The 21,493-nt window shown below is 64.8% G+C and carries 18 protein-coding genes; 7 read left to right on the top strand and 11 right to left on the bottom strand.

What is annotated here, in order from left to right; all coding sequences use genetic code 11:
* Nucleotides 1–25: 25 nt before the first annotated feature.
* Genes IP68_RS14595 through IP68_RS14585 form a run of 3 tightly spaced genes read left to right on the top strand, consistent with a single transcriptional unit; the run spans nt 26 to nt 4,293 of the window.
* Nucleotides 26–3,700: an SDR family oxidoreductase gene (locus IP68_RS14595; protein ID WP_054135719.1), complete on the top strand. Its 3,675-nt coding sequence runs from the start codon at nt 26–28 to the stop codon at nt 3,698–3,700.
* A 60-nt stretch (nt 3,701–3,760) separates the two neighbouring features.
* Entirely contained in the window at nt 3,761–4,009 is a 249-nt protein-coding gene (locus tag IP68_RS14590; protein ID WP_054135718.1) for a type II toxin-antitoxin system ParD family antitoxin, read from the top strand.
* Nucleotides 4,006–4,293, top strand: a complete 288-nt coding sequence (locus IP68_RS14585; protein WP_054135717.1) for a type II toxin-antitoxin system RelE/ParE family toxin — start codon at nt 4,006–4,008, stop codon at nt 4,291–4,293. The genes IP68_RS14590 and IP68_RS14585 overlap by 4 nt, the downstream gene beginning before the upstream one ends.
* Before the next feature lie 33 nt (nt 4,294–4,326).
* Here the strand turns inward: IP68_RS14585 and IP68_RS14580 are convergent, their stop codons facing one another.
* The 3 genes from IP68_RS14580 to IP68_RS14570 are packed head-to-tail and all read right to left on the bottom strand — an operon-like array spanning nt 4,327 to nt 6,181.
* Nucleotides 4,327–5,103: a M48 family metallopeptidase gene (locus tag IP68_RS14580; RefSeq protein ID WP_231684028.1), complete on the bottom strand. Its 777-nt coding sequence runs from the start codon at nt 5,101–5,103 to the stop codon at nt 4,327–4,329.
* Nucleotides 5,100–5,558, bottom strand: a complete 459-nt coding sequence (locus tag IP68_RS14575) for a YcgN family cysteine cluster protein (RefSeq protein ID WP_054135815.1) — start codon at nt 5,556–5,558, stop codon at nt 5,100–5,102. The genes IP68_RS14580 and IP68_RS14575 overlap by 4 nt, the downstream gene beginning before the upstream one ends.
* Nucleotides 5,558–6,181, bottom strand: a complete 624-nt coding sequence (locus tag IP68_RS14570; RefSeq protein ID WP_054135716.1) for an SCO family protein — start codon at nt 6,179–6,181, stop codon at nt 5,558–5,560. Before IP68_RS14570 ends, IP68_RS14575 begins: the two co-directional genes overlap by 1 nt.
* 98 nt (nt 6,182–6,279) lie before the next feature.
* Here IP68_RS14570 and IP68_RS14565 point away from each other — a divergent pair, with 98 nt between their 5' ends.
* Nucleotides 6,280–6,921, top strand: coding sequence for an ankyrin repeat domain-containing protein (locus IP68_RS14565; RefSeq protein ID WP_054135715.1), 642 nt, complete (start codon nt 6,280–6,282; stop codon nt 6,919–6,921).
* A 31-nt stretch (nt 6,922–6,952) separates the two neighbouring features.
* Here IP68_RS14565 and IP68_RS14560 read toward each other — a convergent pair whose 3' ends face one another.
* The 6 genes from IP68_RS14560 to IP68_RS14535 all read right to left on the bottom strand — a co-directional run bounded on the left by IP68_RS14560 (nt 6,953) and on the right by IP68_RS14535 (nt 14,217).
* Nucleotides 6,953–8,986 (bottom strand): DUF3857 domain-containing protein, encoded by a 2,034-nt coding sequence (locus tag IP68_RS14560; RefSeq protein ID WP_231684027.1) that lies wholly within the window; start codon nt 8,984–8,986, stop codon nt 6,953–6,955.
* Nucleotides 8,987–9,182: 196 nt separating this feature from the next.
* The gene (locus IP68_RS14555) at nt 9,183–9,602 is read right to left on the bottom strand and encodes a GFA family protein (protein WP_054135714.1); all 420 of its coding nucleotides are present in this window, start codon (nt 9,600–9,602) and stop codon (nt 9,183–9,185) included.
* On the bottom strand, nt 9,599–10,243 hold the full coding sequence (locus IP68_RS14550; RefSeq protein WP_054135713.1) for a glutathione S-transferase family protein: 645 nt from the start codon (nt 10,241–10,243) through the stop codon (nt 9,599–9,601). Before IP68_RS14550 ends, IP68_RS14555 begins: the two co-directional genes overlap by 4 nt.
* Before the next feature lie 68 nt (nt 10,244–10,311).
* The gene (locus IP68_RS14545; protein WP_054135712.1) at nt 10,312–11,547 is read right to left on the bottom strand and encodes a hypothetical protein; all 1,236 of its coding nucleotides are present in this window, start codon (nt 11,545–11,547) and stop codon (nt 10,312–10,314) included.
* A gap of 93 nt (nt 11,548–11,640) precedes the next feature.
* Nucleotides 11,641–12,933: a hypothetical protein gene (locus IP68_RS14540; RefSeq protein ID WP_054135711.1), complete on the bottom strand. Its 1,293-nt coding sequence runs from the start codon at nt 12,931–12,933 to the stop codon at nt 11,641–11,643.
* A gap of 111 nt (nt 12,934–13,044) precedes the next feature.
* Complete coding sequence (locus IP68_RS14535; protein WP_054135710.1) at nt 13,045–14,217, bottom strand: acyl-CoA dehydrogenase family protein; 1,173 nt, start codon at nt 14,215–14,217, stop codon at nt 13,045–13,047.
* A 110-nt stretch (nt 14,218–14,327) separates the two neighbouring features.
* On the opposite strand from IP68_RS14535, the gene IP68_RS14530 reads away from it, so the two are divergent.
* Together IP68_RS14530 and IP68_RS14525 are read left to right on the top strand one after the other, a co-directional pair.
* On the top strand, nt 14,328–15,635 hold the full coding sequence (locus IP68_RS14530; protein WP_054135709.1) for an adenylate/guanylate cyclase domain-containing protein: 1,308 nt from the start codon (nt 14,328–14,330) through the stop codon (nt 15,633–15,635).
* A 104-nt stretch (nt 15,636–15,739) separates the two neighbouring features.
* Nucleotides 15,740–16,009, top strand: coding sequence for a hypothetical protein (locus IP68_RS14525; RefSeq protein WP_054135708.1), 270 nt, complete (start codon nt 15,740–15,742; stop codon nt 16,007–16,009).
* Between the two features lie 10 nt (nt 16,010–16,019).
* Here the strand turns inward: IP68_RS14525 and IP68_RS14520 are convergent, their stop codons facing one another.
* Nucleotides 16,020–18,767, bottom strand: a complete 2,748-nt coding sequence (locus IP68_RS14520) for a [protein-PII] uridylyltransferase (protein WP_054135707.1) — start codon at nt 18,765–18,767, stop codon at nt 16,020–16,022.
* Between the two features lie 37 nt (nt 18,768–18,804).
* The gene (locus IP68_RS14515; protein WP_054135706.1) at nt 18,805–20,517 is read right to left on the bottom strand and encodes a class I adenylate-forming enzyme family protein; all 1,713 of its coding nucleotides are present in this window, start codon (nt 20,515–20,517) and stop codon (nt 18,805–18,807) included.
* Between the two features lie 93 nt (nt 20,518–20,610).
* Here IP68_RS14515 and lgt point away from each other — a divergent pair, with 93 nt between their 5' ends.
* Entirely contained in the window at nt 20,611–21,489 is an 879-nt protein-coding gene (gene lgt, locus IP68_RS14510) for a prolipoprotein diacylglyceryl transferase (protein ID WP_082382381.1), read from the top strand.
* Nucleotides 21,490–21,493: the final 4 nt, after the last annotated feature.

Raw genomic sequence — 21,493 nt, 5'->3', positions numbered from 1 at the left:
CACGGCGCGGCAGAGGAATACCGACATGACAAGCAGCAAGAGCAAAGCGACCAAAGCAGGCGCAACTGACGGCAGGCTGGCAAGCAAGGTGGCCCTGGTCACCGGGGCTGCGGGCAATCTGGGCGGCGCGATCATCCGCCGCTTCATCGGCGAGGGCGCGACCCTGGTGATGACCGGGCGCACCGCTGAACGGCTCGATGCGGCCAAGGCGGCACTGCTCGCCGAGACCGGGGTCGACGAGGCGCGCGTGTTCACCGTCATCCTTGATGGCGGCGATCCCGATTCGGTCCGCGCGGCGATGGGCGAGGTCAAGGCGGCGCTGGGCCGGATCGACGTGCTGGTCAACAACGCGGGCTCTGCAGGGCCTCGCCAAACGCTCGAGAACGTGCCGCTGACCAAGGCCGAGATGGAGGCCAATGGCGACACCGAAACCGTCGCCGACGCGATGCGCAATCTGCTCGGCGTGAGCTGGAACCTGACCCGGGCCGCGGCCCCGATCATGCCGGCGGGCGGATCGGTGATCAACATTTCGACCATCTTCGCGCACACCCGCTATCATGGCCGCACGGCCTATGTGGTGCCCAAGGCGGCACTGAACGCGCTCAGCCAGGAGCTCGCCAAGGAGCTCGGAGCAGAGGGCATCCGCGTCAACACCGTGTTCCCCGGCCCGATCGAGAGCGAGCGCATCCGCACCGTCTTCGCCTCGATGGACAAATTGCAGGGCGAGGGCGATGGCGCCACCGCGGACTATTTCATGGGCCGCATGTCGCTGAAGCGCGCAATGGGCGGCGCCAAGCCCGCCAAGACGCTGCCGGTGCCCGGCGATATCGCCGATGCCTGCCTGTTCCTTGCCAGCGACGAATCCTCCGCGCTCAACGGCAACGAGATCGACGTCACCCATGGCATGGAAGTGCGCAAGGATTCGCGATCGACCTATATGACCCGCCCGTCGATGCGATCGCTCGACGGCACCGGGCTAAGCGTGCTGATCGCGGCGGGCGAACAATGGGAAGACGCGCTCGAGATCGCGCGGATTCAGTTGCTGCAGGGCGCGCGCGTGCTGCTGGGGCTGACGCGGCAGGTCGATGTCGCGCAGGCCGAGGCAAGGGTGCGCGCGCAGAATCTGGGCGATGGCATCGACATCATGCGCTTCAACCGCGCCGAACCCGATGGCATGGAGGCGGTACTGCGCGCCTTTTCCGATGCGCACGGCCCGATCAACAGCGCGATCATCCTGCCGGTCAAGGCATCCAACCTGTTCTCCGCCACGCTGGCGGGCGCGACCGACGCCGATGTCGATCTGCTGCTCGATATCGAGCTGTCGGGCGCGATCGCGCTTGCCCGTACACTGGCGCGCTACTGGAAGCAGCGCACCGATTTGCTGCAGGATCCGCGCTACGTCTTCATGTCGTCGCCCACCGATGGCAACGGCGACCGCTTCGGGCGGATCATGACCGCTGCGATCGCGCAGTTGATCACCATCTGGCGCGACGAATCGCGGGTCGAGGCGCTGCACGGCCGCCAGCAGCGCGCGGTCTGGGGCAACCAGATCATCCGCTATACCAACGCGGAGGAAGACAATATCCGCTTTGCCGCCGGGCACGCCACGCGGATCGTGTTCAAGGAACAGAAGATCACCGAAACCTCGCTGTACCTGCCCGCCAACATCGGTGAGGAAACCGGCGCGCGCAAGGCGATGCTGGGCTTTGCCGAGAACATCACCGGGCTGCATCTGGGCAAGGTCGCGCTTATCACCGGCGGGTCAGCCGGGATCGGCGGCCAGGTCGCGCGGCTGCTCGCGCTGGCGGGCGCCAAGGTGATGATGGTCGCCCGGCGCGAGAGCGAGCTCGAGGCCGCGCGCGAGCGCATCGTCGGCGAATTGCAGGATGTCGGTTTCTCGGGCGTCGAACGACGGATCAAGTTCATCGCCAATGTCGATGTCAGCGATTTCGATTCGCTGCGCCGCGCCGCCGATGCCACGATGGAAGAGTTCGGCCGGATCGATTATCTGATCAACAACGCCGGTGTCGCGGGCGCCGAGGACATGGTCATCGACATGCCGCTCGACACCTGGCGCTGGACGCTCGATGCGAACCTCATCAGCAACTATCTGCTGATGCACTATGTCGTGCCGATCATGAAACGCCAGGGATCGGGTTATATCCTCAATGTCTCGAGCTATTTCGGCGGCGAGAAGTTCCTTGCGGTCGCCTATCCCAACCGCGCCGATTATGCGGTGTCCAAGGCGGGTCAGCGCGCGATGGTCGAAAGCTTCTCGCGCTTTCTCGGTCCCGAAATCCAGGTCAACGCGATCGCGCCCGGCCCGGTCGATGGCGACCGTCTCTCGGGCACCGGCGGCAAGCCAGGCCTCTTCCTGCGCCGCGCGCGCCTGATCCTCGAGAACAAGCGGCTGAACGCGATCTATGCCGCCGTCATCGAATCGATCCGCGAGGGCGCGGAGGTGACGCATGTGCTCGGGCGTCTGGCGCGCAACGATACCGGCTATCTCAGCCACGACCGTTCGACCCCCGACCCGCTGCGGCTGCTGTGTCTCGAACTCGCGCGCGAGGGCGACGGCATCTGCACCTGGGACCGCTATCTGCTCACCCCCGAGATTGCCGGACGGCTGCTCGCGCGGCTGCGCTCGGCGGGATATCTGTTGCAGAATGCCGACTGGCAGGAGCGCAGCGGCACCGCCGATGGCCTCACCGGCTGGCTGATGGTCACGCCGCCCGATGACATGCCGTACCTTCCGCAGGACCGGATCGGCAAGGAAGCCGACAAGGTCGGGCGCGGCGTGCTCTCGCAGCTGCATCTGGGCGCGATGCCCAAGGAAAGCGAAGTGGCCCAGGCCACCGTGTTCTATCTCGCGGACCGCGCGGTCAGCGGCGAGACGTTCATGCCCTCGGGCGGGCTCAGCGTCGAACGCTCCTATACCGAGCGCGAGATGTTCGGCAGCCCCAAGCAGGAGCGGCTCGACCGGATGAAGGGCACCACGGTGTGGGTCATCGGCGAGCATCTGGCCGATTACATCGCCGAGACGGCCAACCATCTGATCGGCGGCCTGGGCGTGGCGCGGATGGTGCTGCTGACCCGGACCGAGGCCGGCGGCGCAGGCGTGCTCGCCATGCTGGACGCGGAGGTCGCCGACAAGGTGACGGTGCGCGTATGCGGCGCGGACATCGAAGGCGCGATGGATACGGCGCTGACCGATTTCGGGCGGCCCACCACGGTCGTGTCTACCCCGATGGCGGGCCTGCCCGACCGGTTGTTCGATGACGGCGCGATGCTCGACCCTGCAGAGTTCAGGGACCTGTGCGAGGAGAACCTGACCCACCATTTCCGCATCGCCCGCAAGGCCTCGCTCTATGATGGGTGCCAGCTGGTGCTGGTCTCGCCCGATGTGCCCTTCGGCCAGAGCGGGCCGGCATTCGCGCTCGCCAACTTCGTCAAGACGACGCTGCACGCGTTCACCGCAACGCTGGCGGTCGAAAACGAGCGGCTGGTGCACGATGTGCCCACCAACCAGATCAACCTCACCCGTCGCATCCGCTCCGAAGAACCGCGCAACGCGGTGGAGCATCAGGAAGAGCTCAAGCGCTTCGCCCGCGCCGTGCTGCTGGTCGGCGCCCCGCTGCCCGACGCGCAGGATTCACGGTATCGCGCGCGGATCTATCGGGGGACTTCGATGACGGTGTGATTGTGCTGTAATACTTTTTGGTATAACAAGGTATGCATCGAAACCTGACAGGCACAGGCCATGGCACGCAATACATCGGTTACAATCGGAGACCACTTCTCCGGATTCATCGCTGAACAGGTTCAAGCGGGGCGTTACGGTTCAGCCAGCGATGTCGTGCGTGCCGGCTTGCGGCTGCTTGAAGAGCACGAGGCGAAGGTCCGCGCATTGCAGGAAGCGTTGATCGCCGGGGAACAATCCGGCGAACCGCGTGCCATAGATTTTGAAGCATTGAAGGCGCGCAAGCGGGCTGAGCGGGCGGCCAGGTGAAAACGTTCGTCTTCCTGCCTGCCGCAGAAGCCGATATCGAAGCCATCTGGGACTACAGCGCCGACAAATGGGGTGAGAGCCAGGCAGACCTCTACACCGATGAAATCGTTCACGCTTGCGAGGCACTTGCTAGCGGCAGCAAGTCAAGCAGGCCAGTGGATGTGCGACCCGGTCTGTTCAAATGTCGAGTCTCCTCCCACGTCATCTATTTTCGCAATACCGCAGACAGAATCCTCGTCATCCGGGTGCTGCATGGCGCGCAGGACGTTGAACGAAACCTCTAATGCCACGCTGCGGCGCGTCCGCAGCCGTTCGTGCTATCCGCTCCCGCCCACCAGATACAGCCCGCGGCCGTGTGCTTTCAGCCAGTGGTCGGCGCTCTTGCGGTCGCCTTCGAACAGCGCATCGAGCCAGGCGTAGAAATCCGCGCTGTGGTTCATGTGCCGCAAGTGCGCGACTTCGTGCGCGACGACCGAGCGGCGAACCTCGTCGGGCGCCATCACCAGCCGCCAGTTGATACGGATCGTGCCGTTAGCCGAGCAGCTCCCCCAGCGGCGCGCCGCGTTGCTGATCGCAAGCGACGGGGCAGGGACGCCCGCGCGGGCGCAGTAATCGGCGAGGTCCGCAGCGCACAGGCGCTTGGCCTCGGCCTTGAGCCAGCGGGTGAGGCGGGTGTCGATCAGGTCCGCTGCGCCGCCCAGCCGGATCGTGCCATCGGCGATGCTTACCCTGCGGCCATGGCGTGCATCCCAGTCGATTCGGTGCTCGGTGCCGCGATAGGGGATCAGCGCGCCCTGCTCGATCGCGACATGCGCGCCGGCCTTGGCGAAGCTCGCCTCGATCCAGTCGGCCTGCGCGCGGGCAAAGGCGATCGCCTCGCCCAGCCGGGCATGGCCGGGCAGCGTGATCAGCAGCGCGCCCCTGGCAGGATCGGTGCGCAGCCGGATGTTGTGCGCGCGCGCATGACGGCGGATGACCAGCGCATACTCGCGTTCGCCGATCGTCAGCCGCCCGGGCGCCTCGGGCGATGCGGGCGCAGGCTTGCGGGCAAACAACCGCGCGATCGGGGCCGCCATCCTGCGGGTCGCGCTCACAGCTCCGTCTCGATGATGTGGTTCTCGATCGGCCCGGCGTGCACTTCCGAGATGACCTTGCCGACCACCGAATGCCCGCCAGCATGCATTGCGGCCTGGCTGCCGGTCAGCAGATGGTGCCAGTCGGGCAGCGGCAGGCCCTGCGCGCGCAGATTGTAGGCGCAGGTCGAGGGCAGCCAGCTGATCGATCCGACATTGCCGCGCGTCAGCCTCAGGCAATCGGGCACCAGCGCGCGGCGGTGGCGGTAATCGGAGCAGCGCGCGGTGCGGGTGTCGAGCAGGCGGCAGGCGACGTTAGTGGGGTGGATGCGGCCCGTGTCCTCATCCTCCACCTTGTGCAGGCAGCACTTGCCGCAGCCATCGCACAAGGCTTCCCATTGGGCGCGGTCGAGGCTCGCCAGCGGCTGTTCCCAAAAGGGCGCGTCGTTTTGGGAGGTCTGGCGGCCAGCCGCCATCAGGCCGTCCATTTGTCGATTTCGGCAGCGATCTGCTCGGGGCTGCCGTCATAGGGCAGCAGCGCGATCGGCTCGCCCTTGGGCCCCATCAGATAGGCCTGGCGGCTGTGATCGACCAGATAGCCTTTGGCATCGGCGCCGACTGGCTTTTGCGCCTTGTACATCACCAGATACGCATCGGCGACGCTCTTGATCTGCGCGGGCGTGCCCGTGAGCCCGATCAGCCGTGGGTGAAACGCGCCGACATATTGCTTGAGCACCGCGGGCGTGTCGCGCTCGGGGTCGATGGTGATGAAGAGCGGCTGAATCTTTGCCGCGCGCTCGGGCTGCTGCTTTTCGAACAGCGCAAAGCCCGCCGCGATCTTCTGCAGGTCGACCGGGCAGACATCGGGGCAATAGCTGTAGCCGAAATAGACGATGCGGTGCTGGCCGGCAAAATCGGTGTCCTTGACCGTCTTGCCATTCTGATTGGTCAGCGTGAAGGCGCCGCCGATGCGTGCGCCTTCCAGCGGCGCCTCGGGCTTGGGCGCCGCTCCCGAACAGCCGCCAAGCGCGGCGGACAGGGCAAGCGCGATGGCGATTGCGGGGCTGAGGGCGGGAGCGAAGTTGGGGGTTTTGTTCATGACAGGTTTGTCTGTGCTCTGCTATGCAGCCGCTTTCAAGGGGGCTTGGCGGTCCGTGGGTCCATTGGCCGCATCCCCGGCGCAAGTTTTCAAGGACGATGCAACCTGTGACAGCCCGATTCAATAGCCTTTCCCGCCTGTGGATCGCCGCCCTCGCGGCGCTGGCCCTGCTGGTACCGGCCGCGGCCAGCGCCCAGTTTTCCGACAGCTACAATTTCCTCAAGGCAGTGCGCGACCGTGATGGCGACAAGGCCACCAAGGCGCTCAACGATCCGGGCAGCACCGTCGTCAACACCAAGGACCTCAGCACCGGCGAGACCGCGCTGCATATCGTCACCGCGCGGCGCGACCTCACCTGGATGGGCTTTCTACTGCAACGCGGCGCCAACCCCAATGCGCGCGACAAGAACGGCGTGACCCCGCTGATGGTGGCGACCACGCTGCGCTTTGTCGACGGCGCCGAAACGCTGCTCAGCCGCAAGGCCAAGGTGGATGACCCCAACAATTCGGGCGAGACCGCGCTGATCCGCGCGGTGCAGTTGCGCGATCTGGCGATGGTGCGGCTGCTGCTCAAGAACGGCGCCAACCCTGACAAGCAGGACACGATCGCGGGCCAATCGGCGCGCGATTATGCCAAGGGCGACTTCCGCAACCCGCAAATTCTGGAGGCGATCACCTCCAGCGACAAGGAGCGCAAGCAAGGCGCCGAAACCCCCAAGGTGTTCGGCCCGACGGGGTGATGGCGGGGTTGCATTGCCACTGCTTCGGCAGTCACGGCGCCGTGTCTGCAGGCAGGCAGGGAACATTGTCTGCCGTCCAGTCGATGTGGTAGGTCGCAGGCACCGGCTTTGCCCGCGACGGCGGCATGTCGACGCCCGCCGGATCGTAGAAGACATAGCCCATCGAGTTGTCGAACTTGGCGATGCGGTCATTGTCGGTGCGCGCCGTCTCGGCATCGATCTCGATCCGTTCGGTGCGTGAACTGCGGATCATCCGGATGGCGCCATCGCCGATACCGAACACGCGATAGTAGTTCCTGCCGAAGATCCGGGTGTCGAAGCCTGATTTGAATGACCAGTGCTTTTCCGACGCGGTCCTGGGCAAACGGACCGTCGTGACATGGCAGGTGTACCCCGGAGAATTGGCGTAGGGCAGGCCCTGGTCCTGTCCGGCGGGTCGGATGCGGCGATCGGGCGGGTTGAAACCGCCGCCGGGCAGGGGTGTCGAACGCGCGCCGTCACCGTCGTTTCTCCAGTCGACTATGCCCTTGCCGCTGATCGTCAGGATGCTGGCCTGCGCCTTGCGATCATAGCGCCACGCGACCTTGTCGATGGACTGCCACGTCTCTCCGACAAGCTGCTGGCTGAGCGCCGCCTGAAGCTGGGCCGGGGCAATCGCGGAATACTGGAAATGCTGCTTGAGGCCATCCAGCCCGCGGGTGATGATCGTGTTGTGTATCTGCGCGGGTGCATCAAACCCCTCGGTTGCGTCGATTTCGTACAGCGAGATTTCCTGCGGACGGTTTGCCGGTTTCCAAGCCAGCGGCTCGATCGAGGCGCCCGCAGTCGTCAGCGGCAGCACCCAGCGATAGGGCAGGAACGGCTGCGTGTCGGCGGCGATCACGTCGGGCAGGGTCCCATCGAGATAAAGCTGCTCTTCACCGATCGTTGCGCGCACCAGCACATGGTCGAACAGGCCCGGGCTGGGCAGCCGCTGGTCGATGCCGTCATCCAGGCCCGTATTGTTGGCGAGAACCGGTTCGGCCTGAATGCCCAGCTCGTTCAGCAGCGCCAGCAGCAGCGCGGTCTTGCCCTTGCAATCGCCATAGCGGCGCTTCCAGGTATCCTCTGCGGTCGCCGGGGTCAGGTTGCCGCCGTCGAGTCCGACATAGATGTACCGCACGTCCTTCTGCACCAGCCGCAGCGCTGCCTGCGCCCTGTCGCCCGGGCTGGCATGAGCAGCGGCAATGCGCGCAGCCTCCTGGCGGATCGGTGAGTCCGCAGGCAGCTTGGCGGCGGCGGCGTACAGCGGCGCGAAATGTTGCGAGATGGCGTTCCAGTCGGGATAATCGCTGAATTCGAGCACCCGCTGCCACTGGTAGCGCCATGGCGCGTCCTTGATCTCGGTCATGACCGGCGGATCGTCGAAATCGAGTTCGACCCCGCTTTCGGAAATCCGCGCGACCGCCTTGAAGTCTTTGGTCATGCTGATCCGGGGCTCCTGCCCGTCGATCCAGCTCAGACCCATGCGATAGCGACCCGATGGCAGGCTGGGCGCCAGCGTCAACAGGCCTGAGGTCGCCGAACCCAGCGTGGGATCGGCGACCGGGATCGTCGTTGCGAACTCGAGCTCGTCGCCCACCCGCAAATCTGCAACCCGCAGGACCGCGGTCAGCACGCCATCGAGGCTGGCGGCTTCGAGCTGATCTTCGCGGCGCAGGATCTCGAAGGTTCCGGACTTCAGCGCGTCGATGACTTCGCCGTCGCGGTGCACCTTGATGGTGTGCACGACGGGCGCGCCGGCCTGCGGATTCCACGAGATGGCCAGATTGCCAAGCTGCAGCGCGTTGGAATGCAGCAGCTTGATCCGGTAGCCCAGATATTGCTGCTGCCCCTTGGTGTCGAGGTGCACCCACACATCCTGCCGGCGAACGAAAACGGCACCGGCAGCGTCTTCGGGAACCGCGGCGAGCTCGGACTGACGGACCCAGTCGGGTTCGGGACCACGCTTGACCTGATCCTTTTGCGCCAGCGCCGGCTGAGCCGCAGCCAGCAGAACACAACCGACAAAAACCGAATTACGCACAGCTGCTCCATCGTTGCCAGGCCGTATAAGAAGCCACGGTGCGATCGATTACAAGTCGATAGAGCGTTCTGTCAGACGGTGTCGCCCGAAGGCAACATCCGGTTGGCTCAGACGTGCGCGGTTGCGCATGCCGATAGTGCACGGCCTGCGCGTTTTAGTTCGATCATTGCCCCGGATTGAAGGTAAATAGCCGTCGCTAAAATTCCGGGAACCGATCGAACTTCGGAAGCTCGTGCGCAGTCTTCATCCAGCCGATCGCGTCCGCCATCTGGATGTGCGCCATCGCCGGAAAAGCATCCGGGTCATCGAATGTCGCGGTCTGGATGTCGACCAGCCCGGGCAGCACGGTTTCGTTGATATAGAACAGGCCGGTGCCGCACTGTGGGCAGAAGCTACGCTCGGCAAGCTCGGACGACCGGTAGACCGCAGGCGTGCCCTGCAACACGGTAAAGGTCGCGCTGGCTACCGCGGTCCATCCGACCGCAGGCGCGCCCGCGCAGCGGCGGCAATCCGCGCAATGGCACAGGGCGGTGCGGGGCGATGGCTCGGTGTCGCCAGCGCTATCGACCGCAAAGCGCACCGCGCCGCAATGGCATCCGCCTTCCGCGCGGCTCATGCCGAAGCGCCTTCGCTCACGGCCGCCTTGGCCGCCTCGATCAGCGCATTGTCGACCGCCTTGGCGCGCTGATAGGCCGGGCGGGCCCGCAGCCGGTCGGCATAAGCGGCAAACGCAGGCAGAGCAGGCAGCGTGCCAAAGGCCTGGCCCCAGTCGACCTGCGCTCCTACATAGACATCCGCCGCAGTGAAGCGCTCGCCGCAGATGTAATCGCGGTCTTCCAGCCAGTCTGCCAGCGTGTCCGCCGCCAGCTGATAGGTGCCGTAACCCAGCATCGCCTGCTTGTCCTCGGGACTTTCCCAGCCCATCGAATGGTTGATGATCGCCTGTTCGAGCGGACCGGCGCCAAAGAACATCCAGCGATAATAATCGGCGCGTTCGTCCGGCAGCGGGGCGAGCCCTGCTTCGGGAAAGGCCTCTGCCAGATACGCACAGATCGCGGCGCACTCGGTGACGACCTTGCCATTATGGACGATCGCGGGAACCTTGCCCATCGGGTTGATGGCGCGATACGCCGCACCCTTTATCTGAGGCCCGTATTCGACGATGTGCTGCTCGTACGCCGCCCCTGCTTCCTCGAGCATCCACCGCGCGATCTGTCCGCGCGACCATGGGTTGGTATAGAAAATCAGGCTGCTCATCGTTCATCCCCTTGTTCCGAATCGGCTGTATGCGGAACATAACACGAACAACGGGCCGCGCCAATCCGTCAGCAGCCGTCCCCGGTGACCGCGCCGAGCAGGCCGCCCAGCCCGCCCTTGCATTTCTTCTTCTTGCGCGGCTGCTCGGCTTCCTCGCCGCCGCGCATCATCGCATCCATGTCCGGGCCGTTGAGCAGCCAGGTCGAGTTGGAGCGATAGCGCACCCGCGCGGTCCATTCGGGTTTCCACGGCGTTTTGGCATTGGCTGGACGCGGCGGATAGGCAAAGTTCGCTTCCGGGCCATAAGCATAGAGATTGCCCAGCGAGAAATCTCCGCCTGCTGCGGTGACCTCGGCCGGCACGGTGCAATTGGTCTGCGATGGCGGCATCACCACCTGCTGCTGGATGAGCTTTGCCACCTGCGCCGGGGCGATCCAGTCCCACAAGGCCCCGCCGAACTGCCGCGAGGCCGAGGACGACCACCACACCATGTCCTGGAACTCGCCCTTGTTGTTGGCCTTGGCGCTCATCACCCAGGCGTAATAGCCGGTGGCGCTTGTGACCGGGTTCCAGCTGATCTGGGTTGCCCCGCCCGCGATCGGGCTGGCCTTGCCGGTGATCGCGGGCATGAAGTCCTGCGCCAGCGCGAACTTGATCTCGGGCGCATAATTGCCCGCGATGCGGTGTTCGCCGAGCAGCGAGCTGTCCGCGCTCACCAGCTTGCGCGTGTCGGCATTGGGCCATTCGCCAAAGGTCTTCGAATTGCCCGGGCTGACCGACCGATCGATCGGCATCGCGCCTGCGAACAGGTCGGGCGGCACCTGGCCTGCGGACAGCCTGGCGAAATCGATCACCACCGGCTGCCCCGGTCCTGCCTTGGCGCCGCAGCCCCAATAGATCAGCAGCCGCCCCTTGGGACGCTGGAAATCCTTGGGGAGATCTTGCGGAACATCGTCGGTGCGGGTGCCGGGCTTGGGGCTGAGCAGCGGCACCGATGCACCAAGCCTGGCGACGGGCGGCATGAAGTGATCCGCCTTGGGCGCGCCCGCAGCAGGGGCGCGGGAAGATCCGAGCCGCAGGATCAGCTCGTGCATCTGCTTGTTGCCGCCGCCGCCGAACATCATCGACAGGCCGGCCCCCATGCCGCTGCCCATCGCGGCGAGCCCGGTGACGGTGCCGACATCCATATCGTAGCGGGCAATGGGACTGGCCGCCTGCTGGCTGCTGACCGGGCTCGCGACCAGAGCGGCGATGGTGGCTGCAGAAAGACACAGCGCGGCTTTGCGAAACGTGAAACTGGGCATGGACAGGCTCCCGAAACATGGAGGGACATGCAGGCGACTCGCCTGATAGCATTGTCCTGTAATTTCAGGGAGTCCTCCTTGCTGTGAGTCAGATCATCCAGTGGCGGCGGTGTTGTCGCTTTTTGCGTTTCCGGGAGATGCTGCGAGGCTCGCCGGGCCTGTCTCGGCGGCCGGATTCTGCTTGGCCAGCTTGTTGATGATGTCCGGAACGAAACGCTCGGCAAATCCTGAAACAAAGGCAAGCGCCACCATCTTGTAGAACTGTGCCGTGTCATGCATCCCGAGCGATCGGGTCACCCGCTCAACCCAGGTGCGACAGGCGTCCTTCGAATCCTTGCATATGGCGGCTCCGGTCGGGTTGTTTCCTTCCCTCTCGGTTTGCGGAGCGAGGCTGGCTTCGCCAGTGGGCGCAGGGTCTCCGGACGCTGCGGGTTGGGAGTCGGAGGCACCCTCCGCCGACGAGGCATCGGAGCCGCTAATTACTGCGCCATTGGCTGTCTGATCGCTCGCGCTTCCGATGGGGTCGCTTGCTGACTTTCCTTCCGTTGCCAGCTCGTCGCTGCCACCGGTGCCGGTGGGCGTATCGGGCGCGCTGAAATCGGGCAAAAGCGCCTCCAGCAGATTGGCGGCTGCCAGAATATACAGAAACAGTGCGAACACTCCGCCGATGCCGATCGAGCTCAGCACGCTGACCCAACCGATCCTGAGACCGATAAGCTCGAAAATGCCATCCTCGACCATCGCATCGCGCGATGTCGCCTTTTGCAACCGCTGGAGAATAGAGATCATCGCGCCGAGCATGCCGGCCGCGATGATCGCAACCAGCCCGTGCTGCGCCATCTCGGCTTCCAACGAAATGAAAATGGTGCCCAGCAGCATGACCAGAACCGCCGATGCCCCCACAATGACCATCAGGCGGCGGATCGAGTTTTCGCGCGCCAAGTTGATCAGGTAATTGGCGTGGATCACATCGAGCAGATTGCGCGCGCGCTGGCGCAGCACTTCGTCCGGCAGCGCATCGATCCATCCGGGAGCAAAGCTTGCCTCGTAGGAGGCGATGACGCTGGTCGGCACGACCCGCCGGAACCGGTCTTCGATCGTCCAGAACCGCGCTTGCAGCGCGGTCTTGGGCACCAGCCAGACCAGCGCCAGCTCGATCTTGAACAGCTGCCCGAGCGTCGGGTTGTTTCCCTGCAGTGGATCGAGCGCGGCAAACTCGGTTTTCAGGTCCGCCAGCATCGCCCGCTTCATAGCGTTGCTTTCGCTCAAGTCTGCTCCGTCTGCAATTTCGGCGTCTTCGGCTTTCCAGGCATAGCCTTCGAAATTGTCGCGCATCGATTCATAATAGATGCGCGAGATATACTGTTCTTCTTGCAACAGACGCATGGCGGCTCTCCCCGGGCTTCAGGAAGTATTAGGCCTTGGTTCTCATGCCCTGCGCCAGTTCAAGCGGGACCAAATCGGAGCGACTGAAGGCGAAGCACCATCCATTCCGGATCATTTGCCGCCGAACAGCTGCCTTCCCGCCAGATCGAGCATGATCTCCTCCGATCCGCCGCCGATCGCGTTGACCCGGACCTCGCGGTAGATGCGCTCGACCTTGGAACCGGTAATGTAGCTCGCCCCGCCCAGCACCTGTGCCGCCTCGCGCGCGACGATCTCGAGCATCTGCGTCGCCTGCACTTTCAGCATCGCGAAATCCGCCGGTTGATCGCGACCATTTTCCACCGCCCACGCGCACTGATCGACCCACGCCTGGGTGGCGGCGATGCGTCGTGCCATGTCGGCAAGCTTGATGCGGATCGACTGGTGCTTGACCAGCGCCTTGCCGAAGGTTTCGCGGGTCTGCGCCCATTCCACCGCTTCCTTGAGGCACACCCGCGCATAGGCGCAGCAGCCCATCGCCATGCCCAGTCGCTCGCTGTTGAAATTGCGCATGATGCCGATGAAGCCGCCGTTCTCTGGGCCGATCAGGTTCTCGGCAGGCACGTGCACGTCCTGCAGATAGATCGCCGCGGTGTCCGAACAGCGCCAGCCCATCTTGTCGAGCCGGGTACGGGTGACGCCGGGCGCGGTCATGTCGATCAGCAGCAGCGAAATGCCGCCTGCGCCCGCGGCCCCGGTGCGCACCGCGCAGGTCAGCCAGTCGGCGCGCATGCCGGAGGTGATGAACATCTTCGAGCCGTTGACGACGTAATGGTCGCCCACCCGTTCGGCGCGGGTCTTGAGGTTGGCGACGTCGGATCCTCCCGAAGGCTCGGTGATGCCGAGCGCAATGATCTTCTCGCCCGCCAGCACCGGCGGCGCGATCCGCTGCTTGAGCTCCTCGCTGCCCAGCGCCAGCACCGGGGGCAGGCCGATGCCATGGGTCATCAGAGATGCGGTCAATCCGCCCGCACCCACCGCGGCCAGCTCCTCGGTCTGGGTCATCCCGTGGAAGATGTCGAAGCCCTCGCTGTGGCCGCCATAGGCTTCCGGGTAGCGCAGACCCAGGATACCGGCTTCGGCGGCCTTGCGATGCAGGTCGCGCGGCAGCTCGCCGTCGGCCTCCCACTGGTCGATATGCGGCGCGATCTCGCGCTCGACAAAGCGGCGCACCGATTGCGCCAGGGCCTCGTGGCTGTCGTCGTAAAAGGGCGAGCGCGCGCGCCAGTCGTCGAAGTCGGTCATCGGACATCCTCTCGTGGTCTTTGCCCCAAGGGCTGGGACGCCGTTACCGGTTTGTCAATTCTCCCGTGTTATTGCGCTATGCGGATGGCCGAACCGTCCTATGAGGGGGCATGATGCAGCAGGACCAGACCGCGCCCGATATGGCACACACGTTGAGCGGACGTTTCCTCGATACCGCGCTCGAACACCGCTTCGTCACCGGCGAGCGTACTGCGCGCGTGGTGCACATGCGGCTGTTTGCGGGCTTTCTTGCTGCGATGCTGGTCGGCTACGCGCTGGTCAATCCGCTTTATTTCAGCCGCCAGGACGAGCTGCGCTTCACGCTGATGCTGCTGCCCGCGCTGGTGATCCTGGCAGGCTATGCCGCCGCGACCGCATGGCGCGGCTATGCCAGCCGCCCGATGATCGATTTTGCCAGCCTGCTCGGCGTTGCCTTCCTGATCATGGCGGAAAACGCGCTGCTGTTCGAGGAGATGCAGCGCGCGCAGGTGCAGTTGCACGCGTCGATCGCGATCAACGGGCTGATCGTGATGGCCTTTGCCGCCATTGCCTTTGCCGGGCAGGTGCGCTGGTTCGCCGCCTGGCTCGGTTGCCATGCCGTGGTCTATTTCGGCATCATGCTGGTGACCGAGGCAGACATGATCCCGTTCATCTATGCAACGCTCGCCTATGGCACCAGCGCGGCGGTGATGGTGCTGCTCAACTGGTCGGTGGGGCAGGCACACCGGCAGACCTTCCTGCTCTCCGACGCATTGGAGGCCGAGCGCGCCAAGACCGAGGAACTGCTGTTCAACGTGCTGCCGCCTGCGGTCGCGGCGCGGCTGAAGGCGGGGCAGGTGGTCGCCGACAGCTATCCCGATGTCTCGGTGGTGTTCATCGACATCTGCGGCTTTTCCGATCTGTCGCGGCGCATCTCGCCGGGGCATCTGGTCGATCTGCTCAACGGCTTCTTCCTGCTCGCGGACAAATGCGCCGCCGATACCGGGGTGGAGAAGGTCAAGACCATCGGCGATGCGTATCTCGCGATCAGCGGCGGCAACAACCCGTCGCACAACAGCGCCGATGCCGCGATCCGCTTCGGCGAGGCGGTGATCGCGGGGCTGCCCGAGTTGCGCGCGGCCACCGGTATCGATCTGCACATCCGCGTCGGCATCCACACAGGCCCCGTGGTCGGCGGGGTGATCGGCGAGACGCGCATGGCCTATGATTACTGGGGTGAGACGATGAACATCGCCAGCCGGATCGAAGGCGCCGCCAACCCGGACGGCATCGCGGTTTCCGAAACCACCTGGATGCGCGGCCGCGGCGACCGGCATTTCGAGCTGCCGCAGATGCTGACCCTCAAGGGCGTCGGCGAGATGCCGGTTTATCGGCTGGCGGAAAAGCCCAGCGCGGAGATCATCCGGCTGGTGGGATGATGTCCTCGCTGTGCGTGCTTACCGCAAAGACGGCAGCGGCGACAGGATGTGGCGCGGCCATTACGACAATTGGCAGCCTCCCAAAAGCTGGCTAACAAGGCGTTATGCCAACCTTCATCATCTTCCTGTGTGGCATCGCCAATTTCGCGCTGCACAAGGCGACGATGGAATCGGACCATCCGATGGCACTGCAGATGCGCGCGGCGTTCGGCCGATTCATGGGCGGCTATGGCAGCTATCTGCTCGAATTCCTGATCCTGCTTTCGGCGCTGAGCTTTGCCGCGCTGGGCTACACGATCGCGCTGCCCTCGTATCTGGTCTATACCGGAATGAACGCGCTGGCCGGCTGGGCCATTCTCACCGGCAAGATCTAGGCCCGAAAAGTCATGCGGCGACCGCCTGTGGCACCTGTTCGGATGCCGCGGCCAGCAGCCGCTTTTCCAGCGTCTTCAGCCGTGACTTGCTGTCGATCTTGTCGCCCAGCAGATCGGTGACGTAGAAGGTATCGACCGCGCGCTCGCCATAGGTGGCGACATGCGCCGAGTGGACGATGCACTTGAGGTCGAACAGCGCGAACGCCAGCCGGTTGAGCAGAGCGGGCCGATCGAGCGCGTTGACCTCAATCACCGTGAACCGGTTGGAGGCCTTGTTGTCGACCAGCACCACGGGTGCGATGTTGAACGCCTCGGTGCGCGGGCGCGCGGTGGGCCGGGCGATCAGCCGCGGCGTCAGCGCGACCCGGTTGGCCAGCGCATCGGCGATCGCGTTCTTGAGCCGGGTGATCTGGCTTTCTTCCATGAACGGCCGGCCCAGCGGGTCCTGCACCAGGAAATTGTCCAGCGCCATGCCGTCGCGCCGGGTGTGGATGCGCGCGTCGATGATGTTGCCGCCCGCCAGATGGATGCCGCCTGCGATGCGATAGAACAATCCGGGATGGTCGGCGGCGCTCACCGTCACCAAGGTCGCGCCACGCGCGGGGTAGAATTCGGCCGTGACCGTCAGCGGCTCGGTGTCGTGCTCATCGATCAGCCGCATGTTCTGGACGATGATGTCCTCGGGCTCGGCGATCCAATAGGCGTCGTCCAGCTTGCGCGCGATCTGGGTGAATCGGCCCTCGTCGATCCCCGCCATGCTGCGCACCGCGTCCTGCTTGGCCAGCACCCGCTCGCGCCGCCCATGCTGCTTGTGGCCCAGCCGCAGCAGCTCTTCGGTCGATTCGAACAGATTGCCCAGCAGCTGGCGCTTCCAGCTGTTCCAGATGCCCGGGCCCACCGCGCGGATATCGACCACGGTCAGTACCAGCAGCAGCTTCAACCGTTCGGGGCTCTGCACCATCGCGGCGAAATCGGCGATGGTCTTGTAATCGGTGAGGTCGCGCTTGAAGGCGGTGGCCGACATCAAGAGGTGATAGCGCACCAGCCAGGCGACCTGCTCGGTCTCCGCCTCGGTAAGGCCAAGCCGCGGGCACAGCTTCATCGCCACGTCCGCACCCAGCACGCTGTGGTCGCCGCGGCGGCCCTTGGCGATATCGTGCAGCAGCGTGGCGACGAACAGCACCCGCCGACTGATCAGTTTCTGCATCACGTCATAGGCGAGCGGATGATCGTCCTTGAGCTCGCCCGATTCGATCCGCGCGAGCAGGCCGATCGCACGGATCGAATGCTCGTCCACCGTATAATGGTGGTACATGTCGAACTGCATCTGCGCGACGACGCGGCCGAAATCGGGAACGAAACGACCGAACACCATCGCCTCGTTCATCCAGCGCAGCACCAGTTCGGGATCGCGCGGGCTGCACAGCACATCCATGAACAGCGCATTGGCGCGCGGATCGGCACGCACGTGCTTGTCGATCAGGCCTGCGTCCATGCTCGCCTGGCGCATCGCGCTGGGGTGGATCTCGACCTTGTGCTTGTCGGCCAGCTGGAAGATCTCGATCAGCCGCACCGGGTCCTCGCGGTAGAAATCGGGGCGGGGCAGCGCCAGCCGCCCGCGATCGAGGATGAAGCCGGAAAGCTTGCGCGGTCGGCGGCGCAGGATCGCAGGAATGAAGCGCCGGTCACGCGCGGCGAACTGGTCGTCGAGCTGCGCAAGGAACACGCCGGTGAGGTCGCCGACGCGTTTGGCGTTGAGGAAGAAATACTGCATGAACCGCTCGACCGCCGACTTGCCCGGCCGGTCGGCAAAGCGCATGCGGGCGGCCACCTCGCGCTGCAGGTCGAAGGTCAGCCGGTCCTCGGCGCGCCCGGTGATGTCGTGCAGATGGCAGCGCACCGCCCACAGGAAGTTGGCCGAGCGGCGGAAGCCGCGGAACTCGGTCATGGTGAGCAACCCTGCATCGACCAGCTCGGCAGCAGAGCGAACCTGGTGGATGTACTTGCCGATCCAGTAGAGCGTGTGCAGATCGCGCAGGCCGCCCTTGCCGTCCTTGACATTGGGCTCGACGACATAGCGGCTGTCGCCCATCTTCTTGTGCCGGGCGTCGCGCTCTTCCAGCTTCTGCGAGACGAAATCGCGCGCGGTGCCGGTGACGACTTCCTTCCAGAAGCGCACCGATGCCTCGCGATAGATATCCTGGTCGCCCCAGACATAGCGGCCTTCGAGCAAGGCGGTGCGGATGGTGAGGTCGCCCTTGGCCTGGCGGACCATCTCGTCGATCGAGCGGCTCGAATGGCCGACCTTGAGCCCCAGGTCCCACAGGATGTAGAGCACCGCCTCGATCGCCTGCTCGGTCCAGCTGTTCTTCTTCATCGGGGTGAGGAAGGCGATGTCGACATCGCTGTGCGGCGCCATTTCGCCGCGGCCATAGCCGCCCACCGCCGCGATGCAGAAATGCTCACCCATGCTCTGGTTGGCGACCGGATATTGATAGCGAACGACATAATCGTGGATCAGCCGGACGATCTGGTCGATCAGGAAGGACTGCGCCGCCGCGCATTCATGCCCGCCCGCAGGGTTGGCCACCAGCCGGCTGGCGATCTCCGCCCGCCCGTCCGCCAGCGCATCGCGCAGCAGCCCCACCACATCCATCCGCGCCTTGTCGCCACGCTCTTCGGCAAGCGCGCAGATGCTTGCATCGAGCGCGCGTCGATCGATGATCGCGCGCTGGTTGGCGACGGTGGTCACAGGCATGGGCGTTGGCGTAAACGGGGGAAGGGCGGAAATAGGGTCAGCTGCTGGCTCCTGCCTTGGCCATGGCCTGGTACGTCTTGCGCAGGCCGACCTTGTCGATCTTCGCCGTTCCCAATCTGGGGAGTGCATCGGCGGTTTGCCAGAGCTTGGCGGGAACCTTGAACGCGGCCAGCTGGCTCGAGAGGAACTCGGTCAGCTGCGCATCGGTCAGGCTCGCTCCATCGCGCACGACATAGACCGCGCCGACGATCTCGCCGAACCGCTCGTCGGGGATGCCGAACACGCTCGCCTCGGCGATGTCGGGATGGGCATAGATTGCTGCCTCAACCTCGACACAGCTGATGTTCTCGCCGCCGCGGATGATGATGTCCTTCTTGCGGTCGACGATGAACAGATAGCCGTCGGCATCCAGATAGCCCAGGTCCCCGGTGCGGAAATAGCCGTCGGGCATGATCGCGGCATTGGTCGCGGCCTGGTTGTCCCAATAGCCCAGGAAATTGGCGATCGAGCGGATCGAGACCTCACCGACTTCGCCGGTGGGCAGCGGATGGCCGGTATCGTCGAGGATCGCAAGGTCGACCAGCGGGCGCGAGGCCTGGCCGGTGCTGTCGGGCTTGGCCATGTAGTTCTCGTTGAAGTTGCCGCAGCCGATGCCGTTGGTTTCGGTCAGGCCATAGCCCAGGATCGGGAAGGCCCAGTCCATCGTCTCCTTGATCCGCTTGACGTGCTCGACCGGACGCGGCGCGCCGCCTGCGGCAAAGGTGACGCAGCTCTTGAGGTTGTATTTGTCGCGATTGGGGTGCTGCGCGATCTCATAGCTCATCAGCGGCACGCCGACGAAATAGCTGATCTTCTCGCGCTCGATCAGCCGCATCGCCTCTTCGGCATCCCATTTGGGCATCAGGACCAGTTTGCGTCCGATGACGAAGCTCTGCAGCAGCACGGGCACCTCGGCAGTGACGTGGAACAGCGGCACGTTGAGCAGCGTGGCGGGCTGGCCTTCGGGAGGCTTGCCCTGGCGGGTGACGATGTTGAGCGCCATCAGCGTCTGCGCGACATAGCTGAACGTTCCCTGGACCACGCCGCGATGGTCGGAAAAGGCGCCCTTGGACTGGCCGGTCGAACCCGAGGTGAACAGGATGGTGGCAAGGTCATCGCCGGTCAGTTCAGGCAGTTCGGTCGATGCATCCCCGCCGGCCGCCAGCACCGATGCAAGGCCGGCTTCGGGCGGGCCGTCATGGCCGAAGACGACGACGCGGGCATCGCCGATATTGCCGCATTCGGTGATCCGCTTGGCGCAGCGGTCATCGGCGAGCACGAGCTTGCAGCCGACATCGGTGATCCCGGCACACAGCTCGGGCCCCTGCCACCAGCCGTTGAGCAGCGTCGCGACGCCGCCCGCCATCAAGATGCCCATATAGGCGATGATCCAGTTGGCCGAATTGCGCGCGGCAATGCCGACGCGGTCACCCTTGGCGATGCCATGGCCCGCGATCAGCGCGGCGGCGACATGGCGCGCGGCGGCATAGCTCTGGCCGAAGGTCAGGCGGGTGTCGCCGTCGACCAGAAATTCGGTGTCGGCATGCTGCATGCAGAAATAGGCGAAGAAATGCGACAGCGCGGGCGGGGCCGACGCGATCATGGGCAGCTGCTGGCCGTATTTCTCGAAATGCGTCAAAGGCAGCATGCCGCCTTCGCCGGTCAGCGCCTGGATCGCCTCGTCCATCATCTGGTCCAGCTCGGTTGCCATCAAAATCTCTCCTCTTTCGCTTCAGGCCCACAGCCCTTATGGCGTTTTCTAACCTACTGGCCTTATGGACAGTAAAACCCGTGGGGAAAAGCCTTGATCCTGCCAATTTCAGCGCTTGCCGCCAACATTGCCGCTGCCGTAACGTCCGCTCCGATCCGCTTCGAGGAGCTGGGTCTCTCGCCGGTCGCGCTGAGCATCGGATCGTTCCAGCTCAAATGGTACAGCCTTGCCTATCTGTTCGGCATCCTGCTGGGCTATTGGTACATGGGCCGCATGCTCCGGCCGCCCGGCGCGCCGATGGCGCAGCGTCATGCCGATGACCTGATGCTCTATTCGACGCTGGGTATCATCCTGGGCGGGCGCTTGGGCTATGTCCTGTTCTACCGGCCCGATCTGTTTGAAACCCCGCTTGCGGTGTTCAAGGTGTGGGAGGGCGGCATGTCGTTCCACGGCGGACTGATCGGGGTGCTGGTCGCGATCGGTTATCTCGTCTGGCGCAACGGCCTGAGCTATCTGCGCGTCGGCGATTATGTCGCTTGCGTGGTGCCGTTCGGGCTGCTGTTCGGCAGGCTCGCCAATTTCGTCAACGCAGAGCTCTGGGGCCGCCCCACCGATGTGCCCTGGGCGGTGATCTTCCCCACCGATCCGTCAGGCCTGCCGCGCCACCCCAGCCAGCTCTACGAGGCCGGACTCGAAGGCGCGCTGCTGGCGATCATCCTGGCGGTGCTGTTCTGGAAGACCGATGTGCGCCATCGCCCCGGCTTCCTGGGCGGCGTGTTCCTGGCAGGCTATGGCGCCAGCCGCTTCATCGTCGAGTATTTCCGCAATCCCGATGCGCATCTGATCGAATTTGCCGAGCGCACGGGCATGAGCATGGGCCAGTGGCTCACCGTGCCGATGATCCTTATCGGCCTGTATCTGATGATCAGCTCGCGCAACCGCGTCGCCAAGCCGCTGCCCGTTACGGCGTGACGAC

It is taken from the genome of Blastomonas sp. AAP25 (assembly GCF_001295965.1).
GTDB classification, from domain to species: Bacteria; Pseudomonadota; Alphaproteobacteria; order Sphingomonadales; family Sphingomonadaceae; genus Blastomonas; species Blastomonas fulva.
The sequence above is the reverse complement of the archived record's forward strand: the minus strand, read 5'-3'. Positions and strand labels throughout refer to the sequence as shown.